We start from the raw sequence: 22,903 nt of genomic DNA, 5'->3' as shown, positions 1-22,903 counted from the left end.
CGACCGCGCGCATTCCCCGCGGCCGCGAGTTGATTTCCCCATTATAGCCATGATGCGCTCTTGGAAAAGGGGCGCCAGCGCTCGACCGCGCCCCTCACGGGACAGACGGCGGCTATACGTTCCGCCCCTAGCGCACCCGGCGCAGAGAAGCGCCGCAGTTCCAGCAGGTCTCCCGGGAACCGTCGTTGTCGGCAGCGCACACGGCACAGGTGCGACGCCCCAGCGGCACCTCCTCGGTCACGTCCCCGGGCAGCGGCACGTCGGCCTCCTCATCGGCCAAGCGCGCCATGGCGGCGCGAATGCCCTGCACGCCCGTGATGTGCGCCACTTCCAGCGCATCTTTCCTATGATTTGCCGTCATTTCCGCGCCCCTTCGCCCTTCGACCGTCCAATTCAAGTACCATGATAGCGAAATACCGCGATCCCCTCCGCGAAGGAGCACCCATGAACTTCCACAACGCATCGTTTAAAGCCGCTTACGGCACCTCGGAGCAGCTGCCAGCATCCACAGGTCCCGAGGTTTCCTTTGCGGGACGCTCGAACGTGGGTAAGTCGTCGTTGCTCAACAAGCTCATGTACCGCAAGGGCCTGGCGAAGGTGTCGTCCACGCCGGGCAAGACGGCCACCATCAACTTCTACGATGTGGACGGCCACGATCTCGTGGATCTGCCTGGCTACGGGTACGCGAAAGTGTCGAAAGCAGAAAAGGGCCGGTGGAGTGAGCTCATCGAGGGCTACTACAATCAAGATCGTGACTTCGCACTCGTGGTGTCGCTCATCGACATCCGCCACGAGCCCTCGGCGCTCGACCGCAACATGGTTCAGTTTCTCATGGACGCCGAGCTGCCCTTCGCCATCGCGCTGACCAAAGCGGATAAGCTGTCGAAGCAGCAGCAGATGAAGCAGCGCGCCGCCATCAAGAAGGCGCTCAAGCTGCCGGGTGGCGTGCCCATGGTGGTGACGTCGTCGGAGAAGGGCGACGGCATCGACGAGCTGCGCGCCCTCATCAACCGCGCCATCGAGAGATAAGGGCCGCAAGCCCCGAGACGCGTCGCAAGCTCCGAGGCGTACCGCAAGCTGAAAGCTCATCCCCCATGGAGCACAATATGGCGGGATTTCCCTCCAAAAAGGAGAGCGCCCCAGTGGAGGACCGGGGCGCTGAGGAGAGGAGGGGCCGTCGTTGGCCAGAGCAGAACGTCGGGCCGGCGAGGCGATAGATGTTCAAGCGTTATTCGGTGACCTCGACAGTGAGAGCCGCAGGAACCTCGGGACGCGTCTTCGGGGCCTTGGCCGCCTTCGGCGTACCGAAGAAGAACTTCATGAAGTGCACGAAGACGTAGGCGACCATCACGGCGGCGAACAGCGTCTCCACGGCGATGAGGGCCTCGATCACCGGGAGCGCCGGAATGGAGTAGCCGGCAGCGTAGAGAGCCTGCACGCCCTTGCCGAGCGCCATCGCGGAGATGACGAAGGGGAAGGTCATGGCTGCGTAGCTCGGATAGAACTGCAGGGCGAGGAACTTCGGCACCCGGGTGACGACGCCGATGAGCATCAGCTGGCCGAGGCCCATGAGCACGGCCACGAACACCAGGTTCGGATCAGGCATAACCGACAGATATCCCACCAGCGACAGACCCATAGGAGCAGCATAGATGCAGAACAGCGGGCGAGCGCCTTCGGGGATCTCATGCTTGATGTAGCGCATCGTCACCACGGCGAGCAGCACGAGGTAGCAGGCAAAGCCGAACCAGAAAATGCCCTGGCCGAAGGCTTCGGCGCCGAAGACGGGAGACGTTACAGCCGCCACGATGATGCCCACGTAGCAAATGAAGTACGTAGGAAAGACCTCGGTGAGCTTGAAGCGGCGGATATAGTACAGGGTAAACCACGTCATCAGCACGAAATGCCCCGCCACCGCCGAGCACCACAGCCCGAAAGCCGGCACGATAGCCACGGGAGCCAAGTATCCGGCCAGCTGCATCAGCGTCATGAAGAACGTGGCAGAAACACTTGCGAAAACGGAGTTCTTCATGTCCTCGCGAAGCATGGAGGGGAACATGATCAGCTTGGCGACGAGCATAGCCACCAAGAAGAGAGACAACGCCCCGCAAGCAATGTGGGCGATCTCGGCATAGGGTTGAAGCAAGTTGCCCAAAGCGGCCAGGCCCAAGGCCACGCCCGCTGTGGGGATGGGTACTTTCTTGATAATGTCGCGCATAGAGCACCTTTCGTCGGGGCCTTTGGAGCCGGAAATGTCTCGACCACGAATCGCCGGATATAACGCAACGATCCGCAGGAGTAGGATGGCTTTATTATGCGCGGTTTCTTACCAAAAGAAAACTTATATATAATTATGTAGCCATTAGAGAAGTTTATTGATATGCTACCCGAGCCCCCAGGAACCACCGCACCCATCGAAGGAGACGCAATGCAGGATTTTCGCGTAAAGACATTCCTCACCGTGTGCCGCACTCTGAACTACACCCGAGCCGCTGAGGAGCTGGCGCTCACCCAGCCGGCCGTCTCCCAGCACATCACGTACCTGGAGCGCGAGTACGGCGCGAAGCTGTTCACCTACCATCGCAAAAAGCTGGAGCTGACACCGGCGGGGCGTGTCCTGCGCGACGGGCTAGCGACCATGGCCCACGACGACGTGCTACTGCACGAGCGCATCGAGGAGGTGGCCCATGGCGCCACGGTCAAGCTGCGCATCGGCATGACGCTGACCGCCGGCGAGTACGTGGTGGCCCGGCCCCTCGCCCGCTGTCTGGGCGCCCGACCCGACATCCAAATCACCGTGCGCTCGGGCGGAACCCAGCACCTGATGGAGCTCCTCGACGCGGGAACCATCGATTGCGCCTTCGTGGAAGGGCTCTTCGACAAGGCCCGCTATGCCTCACGCCCCTTCTCGTCCGAGCGCTTGGTGCCCATTTGCGCAGCCGAGCATCGCTTCCCGCGTACGCCACGCACCCTGGAAGACCTCTTGGGCGAACGACTCATTCTGCGCGAGGAGGGCAGCGGCAGCCGCAACGTGCTTGTCCACGCGCTCGCTCAGCGCAATCTCTCGCCTGCCTCCTTCGCCGATCATTTCGTCGTGGAAAGCCTCGATATCATCAAGATATTCGTCCAGGCCGATCTTGGGATTTCCTTCGTCTACGAGGCCGCCGTGCAGCGGGAGGTGCAAGAGGGCACGCTGCGCGTTATCCCCCTCTCCGATGCGGGCATCTTTCACGACATCAGCTTCATTTACCTGCGCGACAGCATCTACGAGCAGGATATGGAAAACCTCTTCGCCGCTTTGAGCGCCTAGGGGCGCCGGGGCGCGATGCTCGCAGGCCGATCATTCGAAGCCGCGTCAATCTGGCAAGTTTTCTTCGGAATTCGACACTTATCATTTTATCTCAGCAATTGGCATATCGAATAGTGTTGATCTTTTATCGCCTACAAACAAAATCGAGGGACTGCCAATATACCGCAGCCCCTCGATAGGGTCGATTATGTCGAAAACCTCGAAAAGCTCGCCTCGGAAGCTACGGCCTCTTTACGCGACCCTCGGCACCGCCCCCGCCATCCTCGCGACAGCATACAGCGGCGCAAGATCCCGGCCGGTTTAGCGGGTGTTGCTCGCGTAGGGAGCCTTGTCCTTCAGCAGCACGTCGTGGGCGCCGCCCTCTACGATGGAAGTGGCGGACACCAGCGTGAGCTTCGCCTTGTCTTGGAACTCGGGAATGGTGAGCGCACCGCAGTTGCACATGGTGCTCTTCAGCTTCAGCAGGGTGATGGCCATGTTGTCCTTCAGGCTGCCGGCGTAGGGCACGTACGAATCGACGCCCTCTTCGAAGGACAGCGACTTCTTGCCGCCCAAATCGTAGCGGCCCCAGTTGCGGGCGCGGGCACTCCCCTCGCCCCAGTACTCCTTCATGTAGGTGCCGTTCACCATGACCTTGGCCGAAGGGCTCTCGTCGAAGCGGGCGAAGTAGCGGCCCAGCATGACGAAGTCGGCGCCCATGGCCAATGCGAGCGAGATGTGATGATCGTACACGATGCCGCCGTCGGAGCAGATGGGCACGTAGATGCCGGTCTCGCGGAAGTACTCGTCGCGGGCCTTCGCCACTTCAATGGTCGCGGTGGCCTGGCCGCGGCCGATGCCCTTGGTCTCGCGGGTGATGCAGATGGAACCGCCGCCGATGCCGATCTTCACAAAGTCGGCGCCCGCGTCGGCGAGGAAGCGGAAGCCCTCGGCGTCAACCACGTTGCCCGCGCCGATCTTCACGTCGTTGCCGTAGTGCTCGCGCACCCATTCGATGGTCATCTTCTGCCAGTCGGAATAGCCCTCGGAGCTATCGATGCACAGCACGTCGGCGCCGGCCTCGACAAGCGCCGGCACACGCTCGGCGTAGTCGCGGGAGTTGATGCCCGCGCCCACCATGTAGCGCTTGTGGGCGTCCAAAAGCTCGTCGGGATTGGACTTGTGGGAGTCGTAGTCCTTGCGGAACACGAGCGCCACCAGATGGTCGTCCGCATCCACAATGGGCAGCGAGTTCAGCTTGTGATCCCAGATGATGTCGTTGGCGGCCTTCAGAGAGGTGCCATCCGGAGCCACCACGAGCTTCTCGCGCGGCGTCATGAAGTCGGCCACCTTCTCGTCCATGGACATGCGGGAGAGGCGGTAGTCGCGCTCGGTCACGATGCCGAGCAGCTTGCCGTGGGCGCTTCCGTCGTCGGTGACGGGCATGGTGGAGTGGCCGTACTGCTCCTTCAGAGCCACTACCTGCTCGAGCGTCATGTCGGGGGAAAGGTTTGCGTCGGAGGTGACGAAGCCGGCCTTGTAGTCCTTCACGCGGGCCACCATGGCGGCCTCGTCCTCGATGGATTGGTTGCCGTAGATGAACGACAGACCGCCCTCGGTGGCGAGCGCCACGGCCATCTTGTCGTCGGACACGGCGGCCATGATGGCGGAAACCATCGGCACGGAAAGCGAGAGCGGGCACTCCTCCTCGCCCTTGCGGTACTTCACCAGCGGGGTCTTCAGGCTGACGCGCGCCGGAATGCAATCGGCCGGCGTATGGCCCGGAACCAGCAGGTACTCGTTGAATGTGCGGGACGGTTCATCGAAATAGTAGGCCACGGCTGCGCTCCTTCTTCCACTCGGTGCCCTAACGGGGACGGGCGGCCGTCGGTGCCACGACGACCAAGTGTTTCAACCCACGCTCCCCGCAATGAGTAATTGACTCATTATAGGCCGAGACGGGACCTGGTGCCAGACCCGCCGCAGACCCGCCCCATTTTTTCGGCAGCGGTCGAAGGCGCGGCGGCCAGACTACGCCTCATGGGCGCCGGCCGTTTCCTCCACAAGCTGGATGAGTTCCTCGCGGGAGTTGATGCCGAGCTTGCGGTACATGTTGCGCAGATGGGTGCGCACGGTGTGCTCGGAGATGCAGAGAAGGTCGGCCACATAGGCGGGGCGATGGCCGCGGGCGATGTAGGGCAGGATCTCGCGCTCGCGGGCCGACAGATTGCGCTTGTCGGCAAGTGCGGCGCACACCCCATCGTAGTCGAGCGGTTGAGCCGAATCGCGGGAGGCTCTCTCCCTGAGGTCTTCAGCGCCATCCGTTTCTCGGAACATCCGATAGTAGTCTGCAAGCGGGGAGATGAGTATATACACGAAATAGGCCATGGCGCAGACCAGGAGCACCGCCCCCATCGTATCATCTTGGGGAACCAGCTGGGCGAGATTGGAACCTACGAGCACTGCCACACTCGTCATGGCGCACAGAGCCGCCCCCACGACCACCGGGGAGAACTCGCCGGCCCGCGCAACGGCGGCGAGCGACGCCAAGGCCAGAAGCGCCACAGTCGCCATGACGCTGTGAGAAACGAGGAACCCCAAGCTGAAGGACATGGTGCCGACGGGAAAGCTGCTCAGCACGATGAAGATCGCCGCTGCTACCGGCAGTAGCACCCGGTAGATTGTCGCCAGGGAGAAGCCGGGCCAGAACCGGGCTAGCACGACGGCCAGTACCGCCGCCACAATCACCGAGGAGGCTCCGATGTGCTCGTAGCCCATGAACACAAATCCACGGGCGCTCATGACGAAGAGGAACAGGCACAGCCCCAGACAGGGGTTGAAGACCATAGTGCGCATCGAGTCCCACAGATGCTCCACCGGGGCATCCTGTTCCACCGCATTATCCCCAACTACCGACTCTTCCGATTCGACAGAGCTGCGAAGCGAGTCGATCGCAGGCGCTACCGCACCTGCCAGGGCGAAGGCCATGAAAGCGCTGAGCGGCTGGGGCAGAACGTCCATCTCGAAGCCGAGCCCTGCCAAAGCCGCTGCCCCACAGGCGATGCCGAGGCCCACCAACGAGCGCCTCAGGCCGAAGCGCGCCAGCAGGCGACACCAACCCACCACGACAACGGCGAGACCCGCACCGATGGCAGCCCCCATCACTGCCGCGCCGAAAGCGCTGACAGGCACGTCGGCCCCTTGAATCACCGCATACAGGCAGAGGCCCATTCCATAGACCAGGGCTCCGGCCACAGCGAGCGGCTTGGGAACGCGCGCCGTCCCGCGGGCCATGGATCCGAGCCCCAACGCCAAGGACGCCATGAACCCTGCGACGCATAGGCCGTCCACGACGGCGACCTCAAGGACACGGTCAAACGATATTTGCGCGAACAGGCATGAGTCCCACAGCCCCAAGGGGCATGATAGGAAAAAGGACCCGAACGATAGGAACTGAGCCGCGGTGCGGGCGGCCTCGCTTTGACGGATCATGAAGTCCCTCCTCTTCATCGGCGTCGTCCCAGCACCCACACTCTACCCGATTACTCCAAAACGCCAAGGCCTCTACCAGGAAATACCCCGTTTTCGTTAGAGCTTTACCTGATTTCGAGTATGGGCGGCGAGCGTCTGTTCCCCGAAGATGAAAAGCACAAGAGGCGCCCGAACCATCGACACCTCGACCGTCTCACACCCAAGGAGGGAATCACATGGAAAACACCCAGGGCTTCACGCGCCGCAACTTCCTGAAGGGGGCCGGCCTCGGCGCGGCCGGTCTCGCCGCCGTCGGCCTCGCCGGCTGCTCCCCGTCGCAGAGCGCGGGCTCGTCCGCATCCGGCACCGCATCGTCGGGTACCGCTTCCAGCACCGCCGCCACGAGCTGGCGCACGGCCCCCGAGCCCATCGCCGAGGGCGACATCGCCGAGACCGCCGAGTGCGACGTACTCGTCATCGGGCTGAGCTTCTCCGGCTGCTCCGCCTTCCGCGCCGCCGCCGAGAGCGGGGCGAAGGTCATCGCCATGGAGGCCCATCCCGAGGACAACCACCCTTGCATGGGCATGGGGCACTTCGGCCACATCAACTCCGAATTCCTCAAAGAGCGCGGCGTTGACGGCGTGGATCCCATCGAATTTCTGAACAACTGGCAGCTGCGCGCCGCCAACCGCTCTAACGTCTCGCTGGCCCGCAAGTTCACCACCACCTGCGGCGAGGCCTTCGATTGGTACATCGATTGCCTGACCGACGAGGAGCGCGACGCCCTGGAGATCCAGTTCTACCCCACCGATGAGGCCTACACCACCTTCAAGAACGGCCTGGGCACCTACATCGGCACAGCCTCCACGATGCCCGTGCAGGAGAAGATCCTCGCCAACTTGCTGCAGGTGGGCCTTGATGCCGGCGCCCAAATCTACTGGGGCTGCCCGGCGCGCCAGTTTCTCACCGCCGACGACGGCCGCGTCACCGGCGCCGTCGGTCAGAAGGAGGACGGCAGCTACGTGCAGGTGAACGCCGCCAAGGGCGTCATCGTCTGCGCCGGCGACTACTCCGCCAACCCCGAGATGGCCAAGGAGTTGCTCTCCCAGATCACCAACATGATCGGCGAGGATGGCCAGATCGTCACCTCGGGCTATGAGGGCGACGGCCTGAAGCTGTGCTACTGGGCCGGCGGCCAGCTCGACCCCTACCAGTCCTCCATGGGCGGCGACTACTACTACCCCTGCGACAGCCCCGCAGACCCGCTCGGCTCCGCCGCGTCGCTGTGGATCAACGCCGACGGCAAGCGCTACTGCAACGAAGGCTTTGGGTTCATGGAATGGGCGGCCTACGCCGGCGCCCTGCAGCCTGCGGGCAAGATCGCCAACGTCTTCGACAGCAACTACGAGGCGCTGATCAAGGCCCAGCCCGCCTGCCACATGGGCATCGACTACCCCAACGGCGGCATGGACGGCCTGCCCGCCATCCTGGAGGCTGCCGTCGCGGGCGGCCCGGAAGGCTCCGGCCCCGATTCCAACCCCGTCGTGTACGCCGCCAACGACTACGAGACCCTGGGCGGATATTTGGGCTACGAGGGCGAGGCCCTGGACAACTTCGTGGCGTCCATCGAGCGCTACAACGAGCTGTGCGCCACCGGCCTCGACGAGGACTTCGGTAAGGAGAAGTCGCTCATGTTCGCGGTGAACCAGCCGCCCTACTACGCCTATGCCGGCGAGAAGACCTTGGGCGGCATGCTCTGCAACACTTCGGGCGTGGCCATCGACGAGAACGGCCAGGTGCTCGCTCGCGAGACCTTCCGCCCCATCCCGGGCCTGTTCGCCGCTGGCAACACAGCGGGCAGCCGCTTCGGCATTCAGTACACCACGGCCCTGTGCGGCGTATCCATCGCCTTCGCCGTCACCCAGGGCAAGTTCACCGGCGAGTACGTGGCCTCCCTCGCCTAGCCATCCCGCTTACTCCTGCCCGGCGATAACCTCCCTCCCACTTATCGCCGGGCGCCTTCACCCCCAAGGGCCCGCAGCTTCCGCCGCGGGCCCTTGCTGTTAGAGGCAGATATGCCGCAGAGGGTGAACGGAAAAGGCAGATACGCCCTGTCTTACAACTTCCAATCGGCGGCTTGGCCTTGGAGGGAGGCCATGCGGGCGAACAGGCCGCCGGCCGCGAGCAGTTCGGCGGGAGTGCCGTCTTCGGCGACGCGGCCCTCGGCGAGGACCACCACGTGGTCGGCGCCCATGACCGTGCGCATGCGGTGGGCGATGACGAGCACCGTCTTGCCCACGAGCAACCGGGAGAGCGCCTGCTGCACCGCCGACTCGTTCTCCACGTCCAGCGAGGCCGTGGCCTCGTCCAGAAGCACGATGGGGGCGTCTTTCAGAATGGCCCGGGCGATGGAGATGCGTTGGCGCTCGCCGCCGGAGAGCAGAGCGCCGTTCTCGCCGATGGGCGTGGCGTAGCCCTGGGGCATCTTCTGCACGAACTCGTCGCAGTTGGCCGCCCGGGCCGCCGCCAGCACCTCCTCGTCGGTGGCGTCGCGCCGCCCGAGGCGGATGTTCTCCATCACGGTGCCGTTGAACAGCACCACGTCTTGGAACACCTCGGTGTAATCGGTGAGCAGCGTCTCCGGGTCGATGCCGGAGACGTCCACGCCGCCCACGGTGACCGCGCCCTCGCCCACATCCCAGAAGCGCGCCGCCAGCTTGGCCGCCGTGGACTTGCCGGAACCGGACGGCCCCACCAGGGCAGTGACCTCCCCTTCCCGGGCCGTGAAGCTCACGGAGCTGAGCACGGGACCCCCGTCGTCGTAGGCGAAGGTCGCGTCGTCGAACACGATGTCGTGACCCTGGGGGTTGAAGGTAAGCTCCCCCGTCTGCGCCGGCTCGCCCTCGATGGCCTTCATGCGGGCGAGCGACTGGGTCATGTCGATGAGCTCGGCCACCGACTGCAGAATGAGGCCGATGGGGTCGTACAGACGCGTGACCACCAGCATGAAGCAGAAGAACACGAGCAGGCTGCACTGGCCGGCGGCCACGAGCGCCGTGCCGACGAGGATGGTGGTCACGATGCCCAGGCGCAGCAGCGTCTGGGTGCAGACGACCGCCGTGCCCGTCACCAGCTCTGAGGCCAGCTTCGCCCGCTCGAAGGCGTCCACGTCATCGTTCAGGCGGCCCAAGAAGTCGTCGGCGCGGTTCAAGGCGCGCACCTCGCGGTTCGATTCCAAGTACTCCTGGATGTCGTCGGCAAGCGCCAGGGCGGCGGCGTTCTTGCCCCGGGTCTTCGCCGTTTGGGCGCGGCTCGTCGCCAGCAGGATCAGCAGAGCCACGGGCACCGGCCACAGCGACGCGCAGGCGAGCCGCCAGTCGAAGACGAGCAGCATGACGGCGACGATCACCGTGGAGATGCCCGTGCCGAAGGCCTGGGGCATGGTGTGGCTGAACAGGCGCTCCTGGTCGGCGGCGTCCTTCATGATCACCGTGGTGAGATCGGCCAGATCGCGCTTGCCGAAAAACGACAGCGGCAGCACACGCAGCCGCTCGGCCAGGCCGATACGCTTGCGGGCGCTCTCCTGGTACACCACGCTGTAGGTGGCGTGGTACTCCCAATACTGGGTGGCGAACACCGCCGCCAGCACCACCGCGATGAGCGCCAGGTAGGGCCAAAGGGTCGGCAGCGGCACCGCCCCGTCTTCCCAGTGGGCCAGAAACTCGCCGGTCACAAGGTAGAACACCCCGACGGGGAACATGAGCACGAGGTTGGCCAAGGCGCAGACGAGCGCGCCTTTCCGCAGCGAGCGGGCGCCTTCCTCGGTCAGGGCCAGACGATCACGCAGCATGGGCGCTCCCTCCCGCGATCTTCCATTGGGCGGCCTGGCAGTAGTTCTTCCACAGGCGCGCGTAGGTGCCGCCGCGGGCCAGCAGCTCGTCGTGGGTGCCGCGCTCCACGATGGCGCCGTCGTCCACCACGGCGATGAGGTCGGCGTCCACCACCGTGGACAGCCGGTGCGCGATCATGAGCACCGTCTTGCCGGCGGCCAGGCGCCCCAGGGCCTGCTGGATGAGGGCCTCGTTCTCGGGGTCGGCGAAGGCCGTGGCCTCGTCGAGCACCACCACGGGCGCGTCCTTCAAAATGGCGCGGGCGAGCGCGATGCGCTGGCACTCCCCGCCCGACAGGTACACGCCGTCCGCGCCCACGCGGGTGGCAAGCCCCTCGGGGAACTTCGCGATGATGTCGTCGCACTGGGCCGCCCGGGCCGCCGCGGCCACGTCCTCGTCGCTGGCATCGGGGCGCCCCATGCGGATGTTGTCGGCCAAGGTGCCCTTGAACAGGCGATCGTTTTGGAACACGAAGGCCACAGTGTCCATGAGCTCGGCAGCGGGAATGCGCCGCACATCGGCGCCGCCCACCGCGACCACGCCCTCCTGCGGATCCCAAAAGCGCGGCACCAAGCTCGCCAGCGTGCTCTTGCCGCCGCCGGAGGGCCCGACGAGCGCCACCGTGGCGCCAGCCGGCACCGTGAGGCTCACGTCGCGCAGGGCCGGGCGCGCCGAGCCGGGGTAGGCGAAGGTCACGTTCTCAAGCGCCACCTCAGTGCCCGCCGGGTGCGCCGCGGCCCCTTCGGCGACCTCTTCCATGGGCGCCACGGCCAGAATCTCGTTCACCCGGCGCATGGAGTCCTCGGCCATCATGAGCGCCTCGGAGGAGTACATCACCTTGCTCATCACCGTGGTGGTGAAGGCCGAGAAGATGACGTAGAACAAAAAGTCGGTGAGGAAGCGGCCGAAGTCGCCCGCGCCCGCCGCCAGCAAAATGGCCGCCGGCACGAGCACCACGAAGGTGCCGTTGATGGCTGTGAGCTGCACCACCTGGGGCAGGCGGCAGAAGTTCACGTAGTTGGTGGCCATGTCGCGGTAGTCGACGATGGCCGCGTGGAAGGCCCGAAACGAGTGCACCGTCTGCTGGAACACCTTCACCACGGGAATGCCGCGCACGTACTCGGTGGCCGCCGTGGACATGCGGTTTAGGGCCTCCTGGTAGCGTTGCATGAAGTAGCGGCCGCCCTCGGGCACGTCGCGGCCCATCATCCACCACATGGCGAACAGCGACACCGCCACGGGGATGAGGCACACGAGTCCCATGACCCAGTCGAACAGGAACATGGCCACCAGATAGGCCACCGGTGCCGTAATGGAAGCGATGAAGTCGGGCATCTTGTGGGCGATGACGTCCTCGGTCTGCCCGGCGCAGCCGTCGATGATGCGGCGCAGACGGCCCGAGGCGTTCGCGTCGAAATAGCCGAGCGGCACCTTCGCCACATGGGCCAGGCACGCCTTGCGCATGTTGGCGGCCACGCGGAAGGCGGCCGTGTGGGTGAGCATGAGGCCGGCGAAGTAGCACAGCGCCCCTAGCACGGCCGCCCCGAAGGCGAGCCACGCCCACAGCGTGGCGTCGGTGGCCTCCTCGAAATGGGGCGCTACGGCCACGAAGTCGCGCAGCACGAACCACACGAGCACGAGCGGCACCACCGTAAGGATGCCGTTGACCGCCGCCAGCGCCGAGCCCGCGAAGGCGAGCCAGCGCCGCGACCCGGCGAATTGCAGCAGCTGCATCACGGCGTTGCCGCCCTGGGGCCGCTTATCCTGTTCCGTCGCCATCGCTTCCCCTTAGGCCGCGATCTTCGCGAAGTGCTTCTGGAAGATGCGCAGTCCCAGCCAGCTGCCGAGCGCGGCGCACAGCGCCGTCACGCAGCCGCAGATCGGGAAGGCAGGGCTGTACACCCAGTTCACGAGCCCCTGGCCGTACTCGGCCGTCATGCCCATGTCCACCACCATCTGCACATAGGACTCGCCGGCGAACAGGATGAGCGAGATCTGCCCGAACCACCAGCACAGCACGAGCACCGCCCAGCCCACGACCACCGTCCACTTCGCGCGGCGGCCGGCCATCATGACAAGCTCGCAGAGGGCCGCGCCGGCAAGGATGCCCACCGGGCCCGTCCAGGCCATGCCCATGACGAAGCCGAGCAGGGCCATGATGGCGCCGGCGATGAAGGCCGCCCCGCGCTTGGGCACCCGCGCCATGAGGTAGGTCCACACGATGCCGGCCGGGATGGAGCCGATGGCGTGGGTCCACCAGGCCATGTCGGTGCTGAAGCTGCACACCATGGCCACCGCCATCATGACGAAGAAGGTGACCACGCCGAACACGGCCAGAAGCACGATGTCCTTCGCCGTGAGGCGCCCCGAGGCTGCCAGGGGTGCTGCGCTCGTCGTCTTTGCCGTTGTCGTTGCCATAGATTCAATCCTTTCCTTTGGGGATGGGTTACCGTGAGGTTCAGAGAGCCGAAGGGCTCGGAATTTGAGGGGGGGTTCAGAGGCCGAAGCGGGCGCGCACGCGGGCGAGGCCGGCGTCGTCGAGGGGGTAGCGGGCCTGAATGCGGCCGCCTTCCACCTCGGCCGCCTCGTCGCAGACCGCGCAGAGGAACTCGTAGTCGTGGGTGACGAGGACCACGGCGACGCCGTCGGCGGCGGCCCGGCGCAAAACCGCGGCGACGCGCTCCATGTTGGCGCGGTCCAGGCCGCTCGTGGACTCGTCGAGCACGAGCACCCGGGCACCCTGGGCGAGGCCGGCGGCCACGGCCAGGCGCTGGCGCTCGCCGCCGGAAAGGGCCAAGGGATGGCGCTCGGCGCAGGCGGCGAGGCCGAAAGCGGCCAGCATCGCGTCGGCGGCCTCGTCGCTTTCCCGATGCAGCTCGGCGCGGGCGCTGTCGGCGAACAGCTGGTAGCCCGGCTCCTGCATGACCAGATGCACGAGGCCCGGGCGCCGTCGGGCGGCCACGGGCGCCCCGTCCACGGCCACGGTGCCCGCGCGCTCGCGGGTAAGCCCCGCCAGGCAGCGCAAGAGCGTGGTCTTGCCGGCGCCGTTGCGGCCGACGATGCCGAGCACGCGCCCGGGCTCCAGGGAGAGGTCGAGGCCGTCCAGTACCGGCGGCCGGCGGCGGAAGGCCACGGTCAGGCCGGCGGCCTGCAGCCGGGGCGCTTCGGGCGCGGGGGCATCGGCTGAGACCGCGCCGGCCGGGACCGCCGCAGCGGGGCGGCCCTCCCCTTCCATCTCCGCCACCGTCCAGGCCCGCACGCCGGCCGCGGCGCGACGGGCGGCCGGCAGCGCCGCGAAGTCGGCGGCCGTCCAGTCGCCGGCAACGGCGCCATCTTCCATGAGCACCACCCGATCGGCCACGTCCGCCAGCCACCACAGGCGGTGCTCGGACACGACGACGGTCTTGCCCGCCGCTTTCAGCGCCGCCACCACCTCGGCGAGGCGCTTCATGGAGGGCACGTCCAGGGAGGCCGTCGGCTCGTCCAGCACGAACACCGCCGGCTCCATGGCGAAGGCCGAGGCGATGGCCACCGCCTGCTTCTGGCCGCCGGAAAGCTCCTCGATGCCGCGATCGAGCAAATCGGCGATCCCCAAGGCCCGGGCCGCCTTGGACACCCGCGCCACAATCTCGCCGCGGGGAAGGCCCAGGTTCTCGCAGCCGAAGGCGATCTCGGAGGCCACGTCCAGGTTCACGAACTGGCTGCGGGGGTTCTGGAACACCGAACCCACGCGCACGCCCAGCTCGTCGGGAGTCCAGGCGGCCACCTCCGTTCCCTCCACCATCACGCGGCCCTTCACCTCGCCGGCATAGACATGGGGCACCAGGCCGTTGATGAGGCGCGTGAGCGTGGTCTTACCGCAACCGGAGGCGCCGGTGACCACCACGCACTGGCCCCGCGGAATCTCGAGGAAGACCCCGCGCAGCACCGGCCGCTCCGCGCCGGGGTAGGTGTAGGACACATTCTCGAGGACGATGGCGGCCGTTGCGGCCGATGGGGTCGCGGCGCTCACGGGAGCACCTTCCCCGCCACCGCCGCCGCGACCAGCGCCACGGCCGCGACCAGCACCACGACGTCCAGCGCCCCGATGCGCAGCTCGTGGTAGGAGCCGCGTCGGCGCGTCGTTTCCACGCCGCGGGCCATGACGGCGTCCCCCAGCTCGTCGGCCACGATGGACACGCGGTGCAGGTAGGGCACCATGAAGTTCTCCAGCAGCCCGGCCGGATGGCGCAGGATGGCCGCCGGCGTCAGGCGAAGGCCCCGGGTGAGCATGGCCTCGCGCACGGCCCTCGCCTCCCGGGCGATGGTCGGGAAGAAGCGCATGCCCACGCACACCGCCACGGTCATGCGCCCCGAGAGCCCGAAAGACTGCAGAGCGCAGGCCAGCTCGCCCAAATAGGTCGTGGAGATGAGCGCGGCCGCGAACATGGCCGTGGGGAACAGCCGCGCGAGCATGACCAGACACGAGCCCATGGGCATGAAGAAGGGACCGCCCAGGATGCAGGCCAGCGCAATGAGCGATAAGGCGGCGTAGGCGCCAAGCCACGCGCAGGCCAAACGTCCGCGGCGGCACCACAGCATGAGCGCCGCATCGCCGGCCACGGCCGCCAGCTCGATGGCCTTCGCGCCGGATGCGAACACGGCCACGTTGAGCAGCACGAGCACCGCCAGCGCCACCCGCGGGTCCACGCGGCGACGGTCGTGCTCGGCCGCCGCCATCATCAGGCCGCCCGACGCCCCGCGAGTCGAGGCGCCCTCGCGCGCCCGAGATACCGACGCCGGCCGCGGCGCCTTCCTGGGCTCGGGCATGGCGCCCTCGATTCCGTCCATCGTGCCTTCCACCTGTGCGCACCTTTCCGCTTAAGGCGGCGCTCCCGTCCCTTTTCCGTCGCGTCGCCGTTCTCTTCTTGAAAGTTTCAGTCGGTTAATTTACCTTGCGTTAAGGCCTTTGTGTTAAGTAAGGCTAACTTATGGACGAATCGGAAAGAACTCTGGACGGATCGGAAAACGACGGGCACGATTATGGGCGCGAGCGCGTTGGCGAACATAGACAAGGGACTGCACCACCTGTTCCTCTCCCAAATTGAGACGCTGGGGATGGAGCCGGTGGCCCGGCGCAGCGGCATCGTGTCGCAGCTCGCGCCGGAGCGCGGCCGCGGCAGCGCCTGGATGGCGGGCATCGGCCCCGATTGCCTGATGACCGTGCTCGACCTCGAGGTGGAAGGCGCCGTGGACCTCACGAGCTGCGGACCCGGCTACTTCTGCCTGGGCATCATGTCGCCGAGCTGCCTGGAAACCATGCCGCGGCCCGTCAGCGCCCCCGGCCCTGCAGGTCTTGTCATGTACTGCCAGGATGCCGGCTCCTACGCCTACCGGCTGAAGCCGCGCACCCCCTATGTGTCCCGCTCGCTGTGCTTCACGCCGCGCTTCTGGGAACAGCTCGCTTTCGACCGCCGCTCCGACGGCGATGCCCTGCTGGAGCGCTTTGCCACGGCGCCCCAGGTCCTGAACGCGCCCCACGTGGGCGCCATGCTGCAGCGCCTCGACGCCCGAACGGCCGACGCCGCGGCGACCGAGCTGCACCTGACGGCGCTTGCCGCCGAGGCCGTCGCCTGCCTCATGGATACCGCCGAGGCCGAAGGACAGGCCGAAGCCGCTCGGGGCAGCAGCGAAGCGGCCCGTCTGGCCCGCGACGCCCGCGCGCTGCTGGAGCGCCACTTGGATGCGCCGCTCACACTGGAGTCCATCGCCCGCGAACTGTGCGTGAGCCGCTCGCGTCTGGCGGCCACCTACAAGGCCGAGCGCGGGCGCGGCGTGGCCGAGGAGCTGCGGGACCTGCGGATGGAGCGCGCCCGCGAGCTTCTGGCCGGCACGGACCTCCCTTTGTCCGAGGTGGGCCGCGCCGTGGGCTATCCGCGCCCGACTACCTTCGCCACCGCCTTCTCCCGCGAGGTCGGCTGCTCCCCCGCCGCCTGGCGCAAACAGCACCGCCTCTGAGACCGCGCTGCTGCGGGATCCCGTCGTCGGGCCTCTATAAAAGGGAAGGAGCCCCGAGAGGCTCCTTCTTGTCGCATCTGTCGCTGCCAGACCTGCTTGGCCCGCGCTCGGCTGTACTTCGCCGAACCGTGGGCGCCATGCCCACAGGCGAACCCGTTGTAGCGCGGCTTGCTCGCCAGCGTCGCTTCCTCAGCCGACTGCCGCCACACGACATCGCTTTTCGGCTTTACCGCCTGCACAGGATGCGCCTTCTTGCGCTTCTTCGACATTCCTCTCACCTCCTTCACGCTATGGCTTTCTCAGCGGAAGCATTCTAGCAGAACTAAACCAGCCAGAGCCGTCTCTCACACGATCGTTTGGAAGCTGGCAAGGCGAGCGCCGAACATCTGCGCCCGATCATTTGCAAGCTGCGAGGCGGCCGCGAGTGCCTGAAGCCGCCGCAATCCGCTGGGTGCAATCTCAGTTGCCGCCGAGCGCCTCTTCGATGATGGCGTTCACGGCAGCTGGATTATCGGCGTTGGAGTTATGGGCGGCGCCTTCTACCCAGCGGATGGGCAGGCCGGTGCGCTTCGACCACAGCTCGTTGTACTTGCGGACGAACCCCGTGCGGTCGAGCTCGCCAACGATCAACGTGAGCGGAGCGGTCGGCGCGGCGTACTCATCGCTTCTCACCACCTCGGCCAGCATGGCGAACCCATGGGCGGAAAGCCGACAGTACTCCCCCTTCTCGTAGCCGGCCAGGATCGAGCCCATGATGGCGCGGCCCTCGGGAGTTGCGGCATTGCCCTCAGTGCTCGTCTTCTTAAGCGTCCCCCAGGGGTACAGGTAGAACATGCGCGTCACAAAGGGCAGACAGGCCAACTCCCATCGCTTGTAGTAGTCGCGACCGAGCGGCGCGGAGTCCACTGACACGATGCCGCAGGCGCGCCCCGGAAACAGCACGTCGAACACCTGGGCCACATAGCCGCCCATCGACTGACCCACGAGCACAGGCGCACTGGCGCCTTCCGCCTTCATGATCTCCCCCAGCCAACGGGCCAAGTCGGGCAGCGAGAAATCCAGCGGAAACGGCCGCGACTCGCCATGGGCCGGCGCGTCCCACGCTAGGCAGTTGGCACGGCCCTCAAAGTGCTCGATCTGAGGAGCGAACAGACGGCGATCCGCCGTGAGTCCCGGCAGAAACACCACCCACGGCCGCGTCGCATCGGCCGTGTCGCTCACCCAGTAGACGATCTTTCCGCGCCCTGTATCGAAGTCTGCTTTCCGCATGCTCCCTCGCTTCCTTCGCATCGAACGACACCCAGTATCGCATATTGCAGGCGGGAGAGACGCACGGACCTATTCCCCGCAGAAGCGTCCGATCGCAAAAGTTGCCTCCCTATTTTATAGCGCGAGCATGACGCGAGCGCAGCTCACCGAACCATGCCAGATGCTCACGCTGCCCAATTGCAAGAGTCGATCGGACGCGCACGCAAAAAGGCGACCGCCCCGAAAGGCGGTCGCTCCTGTTGCGCAATGCGCTCGCGAATGGGCCCGCGATCCTTTTGCGGACGATTTAGAACTTGCGGAACTTGTCGGCCGGGGTGAAGCAGATGGGGCACTTCTCGAAATCATCGCCCTTGTGGATGTAGCCGCAGATGGGGCACAGGTAGTAGGCCTCGTCGGTGGGAGCGTCGATGTTGTTGTAGGCGTCCATGTACAGCTCGGCATGCACGGCCTCGGCGAGCTTGGCGCGAGTGAACACGAACTCGGCCTTCTTGTTGCCCTCCTCCTGGGCCACCTTGATGAAGCTCGGGTACATGTCGGAGGTCTCGTAGATCTCGCCCAGGGCGCCGGCGATGAGGTTCAGATCGGTGGCGATGCCCTCGGCGTCGGGAGCGGCGGGACGCTCGTATCCCGGCTCGATCTCGGCGATCACGCCGGCCTCCAGGCCGATGTGAATCTGCTCGGCGGCGCTGGTGGCCTCGAACAGGCGGGCGATCTGGTCGAAGCCCTGCTCCTTGGCGGCAGCAGCGCAGGCGGCGTACTTGGCGGACGCGCCGGTTTCGCCGCACACCGCGGCCTTCAGGTTCTCGAGGGTGGTGCCCACCTCGGTGATGGACTCGGGGACGACGTTGAAGTTGCTGGAGTTCTCGGCGGTAGGAATAACGTCACGCAGATTCATGGAATCTTCCTTTCTTAAGTATCGGCGACATCGTCTCAATGTCTGGGCCATTATAGTACGGCCTTCGCGCTCTGCGTCCTAGGAAAACGGGATGTAACAATTTCCGAACTTTTCCCCACAGATTGGTTCATACTGTGTTCGATCGCACAAGAGAAAGGAAGTTTCGTGGAACGCGAAGTAGCTTGGAAGAAGTACGACGAGGCAGCATCGGCCGAGGTTGAGGCGCTGGCTGCTGACTACATCAACTTCATCTCCGACAACAAGACCGAGCGCGAGTGTGCTGCGGCCGCCATTGCCGCGGCCGAGGACGCCGGCTACGACTCGCTGGCCGATTGCATCGCCGCCGGCACGCCCGTGGGGCCGGGCAGCAAGCTGTGGGCCTGCGCCCAGGGGAAGGCAGTCATCCTCGTGCACGTGGGGGCCGCGCCGATCTCCGAGGGCATGAACATCCTGGGGGCGCACATCGACTCGCCGCGGCTGGACATCAAGCAGAACCCGCTGTACGAGGCCAACGACTTCGCGCTTTTGGACACTCACTATTACGGAGGCATCAAGAACTACCAGTGGACGGCGCTGCCCTTGGCGCTGCACGGCGTGGTGGCGACCACCGACGGCGAGGTGATAGAGGTGAACATCGGCGACGACCCGGCCGACCCGGTGTTCTGCGTGACCGACCTGCTGCCGCATTTGGGCTCCCAGCAGATGGACAAGAAGGGCGCAAAGGTCGTGGAAGGCGAGGACTTGGACGTGCTCGTGGGCAACCGCCCGCTCTTGAGCACCGCCGACTCCTCCGACTCCAAGGAAGCCGAGAGCACCGAAACTCCCAAAGATCCGGTGAAGGCCCACGTGCTGGCGCTTCTGGCCGACAAGTACGGCATCAGCGAGGAGGACTTCCTTTCCGCCGAGCTGGAAGTGGTGCCGGCCGGCCGCGCCCGCGACCTCGGATTCGACCGCTCCATGGTCATCGGCTACGGCCAGGATGATCGCGTCTGTGCCTACACCTCGCTCGTGGCACAGCTGGCCTTGGGCGACGACGTGCCCGCCCGCACCGCTGTCTGCGTGCTCGTGGACAAGGAGGAGATCGGCAGCGTGGGCGCCTCGGGCATGGCCTCGATGTTCTTCGAGAACACCATCGCCGAGATCATGGCGCTTGCCGGCGAGAGCAGCCCACTTCGCCTGCGCCGCGCCCTCACCCGCTCGCGCATGCTGTCCTCGGACGTGTCCGCCGGCTTCGACCCGGCCTACGCAAGCGTCTTCGAGGCGAAGAACTCCGCCTACCTGGGGCGCGGCCTCGTGTTCAACAAGTACACCGGCTCCCGTGGCAAGAGCGGATCGAACGACGCCTCGGCCGAGTACGTCGCGCTGGTGCGCCGCATCATGGACGACGCGGGCGTAAGTTTCCAAACCGCGGAGCTGGGACGGGTGGATGCCGGCGGCGGCGGAACCATCGCCTACATCCCCGCGAAATACGGCATGGACGTCATCGACTCCGGCGTGCCCGTGCTTTCGATGCACTCCCCCTGGGAAGTCACCAGCAAAGCCGACATCTACGAAGCCCGCCGCGGCTACGAAGCCTTCCTGCGCGCGGAGGGCTAGCGGGGAAGCCGGATCCCCCGCGACAATCGGCGGCCATTTGCAGAGCGGTTTTTTCGAGTTGTTAGAGTTCGGGACGAGCGCTCGAAAGAATCGGCTGCAGAGGATCGTACAGCGACCTGGGATTTCGCCGTCGCTTTCCCTGGATCAAGCGGCAAGGGGTCCTTTCCTGCCTCCCATAACTCTAACAAGTCGAAATTCTTGCATAAAAAGGGGCGGCTCCTTATCCCGGAGCCGCCCCTTGGCTTGTAGATCGTTGCCTAGTTGGCGGTGATGACCGTGCCCGTCTCGCCGCGCAGGCCGGCGGCCGCGCACTCGAGCGAGGTGATGAGGGCGCGGCCCTCGGGGTAGGCCTCGACGTACTCGATGCAGGCCTCCACCTTCGGGAGCATGGAGCCGGGGGCGAACTGGCCCTCGGCGATGTACTCCTCGGCCTGGGCCACGTCCATCTCGTCGATGGTCTGCTGCTCGGGCGTGTTGAAGTTGATGCACACCTTCTCCACGGCGGTGAGGATCACGAGCATGTCGGCGCCGAGCTCGGCGGCCATGAGGGCGCTGGAGCGGTCCTTGTCGATGACCGCGGGGGTGCCCACGTAGCCGTCCCCGGTCTCGAAGACCGGCACCCCGCCGCCGCCGGTGGACACGACCACGTAGCCGTCCTCCACCAGGTCGCGCACGGCGTCGAACTCAACGATGCGCTTGGGGATCGGGGAGGCGACCACCTGGCGCCAGCCGCGGCCGGCGTCCTCCTTCACGGTGATGCCCATGGCCTCGGCCTTGGCCTTGGCGGTCTCCTCGTCCATGAACGCGCCCACGGGCTTGGTGGGGTTCTGGAACGCCGGGTCGTCCTCGTCGACGACGGTCTGGGTCACGATGCAGGCGGTCGAGCGCATGATGTCGCGGGACTTCAGGTCGTTCAGGATGGCCTGGGACAGCTGGTAGCCGATGTAGCCCTGGGACATGGCGCCGGCCTCGGGGAAGGGCATGTCCGGGGTCTTGTCGTCGTTGGCCGCCGCGTAGGCGAAGGCGTTGTTGATCATGCCGACCTGGGGGCCGTTGCCGTGGGAGACGACGACGTTGGTGCCCTCCTCGATCATGTCCACGATGTGCTTGGCGGTGTTCTGCACGAGCGTAAGCTGCTCCTGCGGGGTGTTGCCCAGGGCGTTGCCGCCCAGGGCGATGACGACGGTCTTGCCGTTGCCCTTTTCGTATGGCATAGAATTCTCCTTACCTGTTGGCCTCATCATGAGAAGTACGCAGGATGGCTCGGCACAAAAGCCATTCTGCGTACTTACTTTATTGAGCGCCACGTAGGCGCAAAAGATAAGATTGGGTTTATTTTTACCGCAACTACCCCTAATCCGCCCTAAACCAGCGGCCCTGGAAGTCATTCTCCAATCGCGGGTTAACCTCACTTGGAGGGAGGCGGTTTCAGTCGCCCTTCTAGTCAAAGCAACCACGCCGGCATCGGCTCAGTAAGATTAGAGGGCCTCTCGGATGATGGGCATCGACATACAGCGGGCGCCTCCACGGCCGCGCGACAGCTCCGCTCCCTCGAAGGTGCGCACTTCGATACCTGCCTTATCGAGCAAATCGAGGGTTATTTTGTTGCGATCGTAGCAGACCACCAATCCTGGAGCCAACGTGAGCACGTTCCCGCCGAGATTCCACATCTCCCAAAAGCCCTGGATCTCATCTCCGTTGCCTACGGGAATAAGCCGTACCGAGGACTCACCAAGCGCATCGGCGAGCACCTTGCTCCAGTCGGAGCCGACGGGCTGCGTCCTGACGCAATCGGAAGCGGGGGTCAGCTTGTACACGTTCACATTGCCGCTCAGGAAGGGGTTGAACAGGAACGCGTCCCGATCGACCATGGTCAACATTCCATCGAGTAGAAATCCTGCGTGGGGTTGTCGCGATACTCGTCTGCGGCGCGATGGATGTATTTCATGAGCAAGGGCTCGCGCTGGCGGTAGGGCTTGCCCATGTGGGACAAAATGACGTCATCGGCGATGTTGATGCTGCTATCGCGCGTGAAATAGCTGTTGGGCAGCGGGTTGACGAGAAAAAGATCATCGAGGTACGTAACAGCCCCCCAGCGAATCCCCTCCATCGAATTCGCTCTTGAGAACACCGGTGTAAACACGCTCCACGAACTCATCGAGAGGAAGCCCATTGTAGTATTCCGCCAACCGATCGCGCAGCCCGATAGAGGGAATCGCAGAACGATCGAGGAACTCCTCGACAAATGCCGATCTCTCGCTCTCGTTTTTCATAGCCTGAGCGAACATATCCTCTTGGTAGAGGATTTCGACGCCATTTTCTCTGAGAATACCCGCGAACGTATCGTGCTCGGCCTGCGCTTTCTCCAGAAGAGGCGTGTCCTCGAAGAGCATCTCCTGCAGATGAAAGGGATGCACTCGCTTAAGCTCATTGCCCGGACGATGAAGCATGACTTTCTTCAAAGGACCGATTTCCGAATTAACCTGGACCATGGTG

At 65.3% G+C, this 22,903-nt stretch carries 20 protein-coding genes; 5 read left to right on the top strand and 15 right to left on the bottom strand.

The genetic code is table 11. The annotated features are described in order from the left end of the window. Positions 1–127: 127 nt before the first annotated feature. The gene (locus tag NE591_RS01050; protein WP_256156224.1) at positions 128–361 is read right to left on the bottom strand and encodes a hypothetical protein; all 234 of its coding nucleotides are present in this window, start codon (positions 359–361) and stop codon (positions 128–130) included. An 83-nt stretch (positions 362–444) separates the two neighbouring features. Between NE591_RS01050 and yihA the strand changes: the two genes are divergently transcribed. Continuing rightward, a complete protein-coding gene (yihA, locus tag NE591_RS01045; protein ID WP_022740782.1) occupies positions 445–1,029 on the top strand; it encodes a ribosome biogenesis GTP-binding protein YihA/YsxC in 585 nt (194 codons plus the stop codon). Between the two features lie 199 nt (positions 1,030–1,228). Here yihA and NE591_RS01040 read toward each other — a convergent pair whose 3' ends face one another. Beyond that, positions 1,229–2,218 (bottom strand): TDT family transporter, encoded by a 990-nt coding sequence (locus NE591_RS01040; RefSeq protein ID WP_117284265.1) that lies wholly within the window; start codon positions 2,216–2,218, stop codon positions 1,229–1,231. 210 nt (positions 2,219–2,428) lie between these two features. Here NE591_RS01040 and NE591_RS01035 point away from each other — a divergent pair, with 210 nt between their 5' ends. Beyond that, entirely contained in the window at positions 2,429–3,310 is an 882-nt protein-coding gene (locus NE591_RS01035) for a LysR substrate-binding domain-containing protein (RefSeq protein ID WP_117284264.1), read from the top strand. Positions 3,311–3,610: 300 nt separating this feature from the next. Here NE591_RS01035 and NE591_RS01030 read toward each other — a convergent pair whose 3' ends face one another. Continuing rightward, positions 3,611–5,128, bottom strand: coding sequence for an IMP dehydrogenase (locus NE591_RS01030; protein WP_022740792.1), 1,518 nt, complete (start codon positions 5,126–5,128; stop codon positions 3,611–3,613). 192 nt (positions 5,129–5,320) lie between these two features. After that, positions 5,321–6,781, bottom strand: coding sequence for a response regulator transcription factor (locus tag NE591_RS01025; protein WP_223899877.1), 1,461 nt, complete (start codon positions 6,779–6,781; stop codon positions 5,321–5,323). Positions 6,782–6,996: 215 nt separating this feature from the next. Here NE591_RS01025 and NE591_RS01020 point away from each other — a divergent pair, with 215 nt between their 5' ends. Further along, positions 6,997–8,724: an FAD-binding protein gene (locus tag NE591_RS01020; protein WP_237974452.1), complete on the top strand. Its 1,728-nt coding sequence runs from the start codon at positions 6,997–6,999 to the stop codon at positions 8,722–8,724. Between the two features lie 152 nt (positions 8,725–8,876). Here NE591_RS01020 and NE591_RS01015 read toward each other — a convergent pair whose 3' ends face one another. From NE591_RS01015 to NE591_RS00995, 5 genes are all read right to left on the bottom strand, one after another. Beyond that, positions 8,877–10,610 (bottom strand): ABC transporter ATP-binding protein, encoded by a 1,734-nt coding sequence (locus NE591_RS01015; protein WP_256156223.1) that lies wholly within the window; start codon positions 10,608–10,610, stop codon positions 8,877–8,879. Further along, positions 10,600–12,429, bottom strand: coding sequence for an ABC transporter ATP-binding protein (locus NE591_RS01010; RefSeq protein WP_223899874.1), 1,830 nt, complete (start codon positions 12,427–12,429; stop codon positions 10,600–10,602). Before NE591_RS01010 ends, NE591_RS01015 begins: the two co-directional genes overlap by 11 nt. Before the next feature lie 9 nt (positions 12,430–12,438). After that, positions 12,439–13,068, bottom strand: coding sequence for an MptD family putative ECF transporter S component (locus tag NE591_RS01005; RefSeq protein ID WP_223899873.1), 630 nt, complete (start codon positions 13,066–13,068; stop codon positions 12,439–12,441). Positions 13,069–13,144: 76 nt separating this feature from the next. Next, positions 13,145–14,662: an ABC transporter ATP-binding protein gene (locus NE591_RS01000; RefSeq protein ID WP_256156222.1), complete on the bottom strand. Its 1,518-nt coding sequence runs from the start codon at positions 14,660–14,662 to the stop codon at positions 13,145–13,147. After that, positions 14,659–15,492 carry an energy-coupling factor transporter transmembrane component T gene (locus tag NE591_RS00995; protein ID WP_223899871.1) on the bottom strand — a complete coding sequence of 278 codons (834 nt, stop codon included), beginning with the start codon at positions 15,490–15,492 and terminating at the stop codon, positions 14,659–14,661. The genes NE591_RS01000 and NE591_RS00995 overlap by 4 nt, the downstream gene beginning before the upstream one ends. 180 nt (positions 15,493–15,672) lie before the next feature. Here NE591_RS00995 and NE591_RS00990 point away from each other — a divergent pair, with 180 nt between their 5' ends. Then, positions 15,673–16,647: an AraC family transcriptional regulator gene (locus tag NE591_RS00990; RefSeq protein WP_223899870.1), complete on the top strand. Its 975-nt coding sequence runs from the start codon at positions 15,673–15,675 to the stop codon at positions 16,645–16,647. Positions 16,648–17,106: 459 nt separating this feature from the next. Here the strand turns inward: NE591_RS00990 and NE591_RS00985 are convergent, their stop codons facing one another. Both NE591_RS00985 and ngr read right to left on the bottom strand, forming a co-directional pair. After that, positions 17,107–17,916, bottom strand: coding sequence for an alpha/beta fold hydrolase (locus NE591_RS00985; protein WP_256156221.1), 810 nt, complete (start codon positions 17,914–17,916; stop codon positions 17,107–17,109). Between the two features lie 286 nt (positions 17,917–18,202). Continuing rightward, positions 18,203–18,811: a nigerythrin gene (ngr, locus tag NE591_RS00980; protein WP_114539518.1), complete on the bottom strand. Its 609-nt coding sequence runs from the start codon at positions 18,809–18,811 to the stop codon at positions 18,203–18,205. A gap of 165 nt (positions 18,812–18,976) precedes the next feature. On the opposite strand from ngr, the gene NE591_RS00975 reads away from it, so the two are divergent. Further along, positions 18,977–20,407: an aminopeptidase gene (locus tag NE591_RS00975; protein ID WP_256156220.1), complete on the top strand. Its 1,431-nt coding sequence runs from the start codon at positions 18,977–18,979 to the stop codon at positions 20,405–20,407. A 257-nt stretch (positions 20,408–20,664) separates the two neighbouring features. On the opposite strand, the gene arcC is transcribed toward NE591_RS00975, so the two are convergent. From arcC to NE591_RS00955, 4 genes are all read right to left on the bottom strand, one after another. Then, positions 20,665–21,621 carry a carbamate kinase gene (arcC, locus tag NE591_RS00970; RefSeq protein WP_256156219.1) on the bottom strand — a complete coding sequence of 319 codons (957 nt, stop codon included), beginning with the start codon at positions 21,619–21,621 and terminating at the stop codon, positions 20,665–20,667. Positions 21,622–21,885: 264 nt separating this feature from the next. After that, positions 21,886–22,278, bottom strand: coding sequence for an arginine deiminase family protein (locus NE591_RS00965; RefSeq protein ID WP_173114433.1), 393 nt, complete (start codon positions 22,276–22,278; stop codon positions 21,886–21,888). A 2-nt stretch (positions 22,279–22,280) separates the two neighbouring features. Beyond that, positions 22,281–22,517 (bottom strand): arginine deiminase family protein, encoded by a 237-nt coding sequence (locus NE591_RS00960; RefSeq protein ID WP_173114437.1) that lies wholly within the window; start codon positions 22,515–22,517, stop codon positions 22,281–22,283. After that, positions 22,477–22,899: an arginine deiminase family protein gene (locus NE591_RS00955; RefSeq protein WP_256156218.1), complete on the bottom strand. Its 423-nt coding sequence runs from the start codon at positions 22,897–22,899 to the stop codon at positions 22,477–22,479. Before NE591_RS00955 ends, NE591_RS00960 begins: the two co-directional genes overlap by 41 nt. Positions 22,900–22,903 lie beyond the last annotated feature (4 nt).

Origin of the sequence: Adlercreutzia sp. DFI.6.23 (assembly GCF_024462535.1) — a bacterium.
Lineage (GTDB): Bacteria > Actinomycetota > Coriobacteriia > Coriobacteriales > Eggerthellaceae > Adlercreutzia > Adlercreutzia rubneri.
The sequence above is the reverse complement of the archived record's forward strand: the minus strand, read 5'-3'. Positions and strand labels throughout refer to the sequence as shown.

What these genes read in the sequence shown, in the direction of transcription:
- arcC (WP_256156219.1), bottom strand. Translation starts at nt 21,621, where the DNA reads ATGCCATACGAAAAGGGCAACGGCAAGACCGTCGTCATCGCCCTGGGC.
- NE591_RS00965 (WP_173114433.1), bottom strand. Translation starts at nt 22,278, where the DNA reads ATGGTCGATCGGGACGCGTTCCTGTTCAACCCCTTCCTGAGCGGCAAT.
- NE591_RS00985 (WP_256156221.1), bottom strand. Translation starts at nt 17,916, where the DNA reads ATGCGGAAAGCAGACTTCGATACAGGGCGCGGAAAGATCGTCTACTGG.
- NE591_RS00990 (WP_223899870.1), top strand. Translation starts at nt 15,673, where the DNA reads ATGGGCGCGAGCGCGTTGGCGAACATAGACAAGGGACTGCACCACCTG.
- NE591_RS00955 (WP_256156218.1), bottom strand. Translation starts at nt 22,899, where the DNA reads ATGGTCCAGGTTAATTCGGAAATCGGTCCTTTGAAGAAAGTCATGCTT.
- NE591_RS01040 (WP_117284265.1), bottom strand. Translation starts at nt 2,218, where the DNA reads ATGCGCGACATTATCAAGAAAGTACCCATCCCCACAGCGGGCGTGGCC.
- NE591_RS00960 (WP_173114437.1), bottom strand. Translation starts at nt 22,517, where the DNA reads ATGGAGGGGATTCGCTGGGGGGCTGTTACGTACCTCGATGATCTTTTT.
- NE591_RS01035 (WP_117284264.1), top strand. Translation starts at nt 2,429, where the DNA reads ATGCAGGATTTTCGCGTAAAGACATTCCTCACCGTGTGCCGCACTCTG.
- NE591_RS01025 (WP_223899877.1), bottom strand. Translation starts at nt 6,781, where the DNA reads ATGATCCGTCAAAGCGAGGCCGCCCGCACCGCGGCTCAGTTCCTATCG.
- NE591_RS01050 (WP_256156224.1), bottom strand. Translation starts at nt 361, where the DNA reads ATGACGGCAAATCATAGGAAAGATGCGCTGGAAGTGGCGCACATCACG.
- NE591_RS01010 (WP_223899874.1), bottom strand. Translation starts at nt 12,429, where the DNA reads ATGGCGACGGAACAGGATAAGCGGCCCCAGGGCGGCAACGCCGTGATG.
- NE591_RS01020 (WP_237974452.1), top strand. Translation starts at nt 6,997, where the DNA reads ATGGAAAACACCCAGGGCTTCACGCGCCGCAACTTCCTGAAGGGGGCC.
- yihA (WP_022740782.1), top strand. Translation starts at nt 445, where the DNA reads ATGAACTTCCACAACGCATCGTTTAAAGCCGCTTACGGCACCTCGGAG.
- NE591_RS01015 (WP_256156223.1), bottom strand. Translation starts at nt 10,610, where the DNA reads ATGCTGCGTGATCGTCTGGCCCTGACCGAGGAAGGCGCCCGCTCGCTG.
- ngr (WP_114539518.1), bottom strand. Translation starts at nt 18,811, where the DNA reads ATGAATCTGCGTGACGTTATTCCTACCGCCGAGAACTCCAGCAACTTC.
- NE591_RS01005 (WP_223899873.1), bottom strand. Translation starts at nt 13,068, where the DNA reads ATGGCAACGACAACGGCAAAGACGACGAGCGCAGCACCCCTGGCAGCC.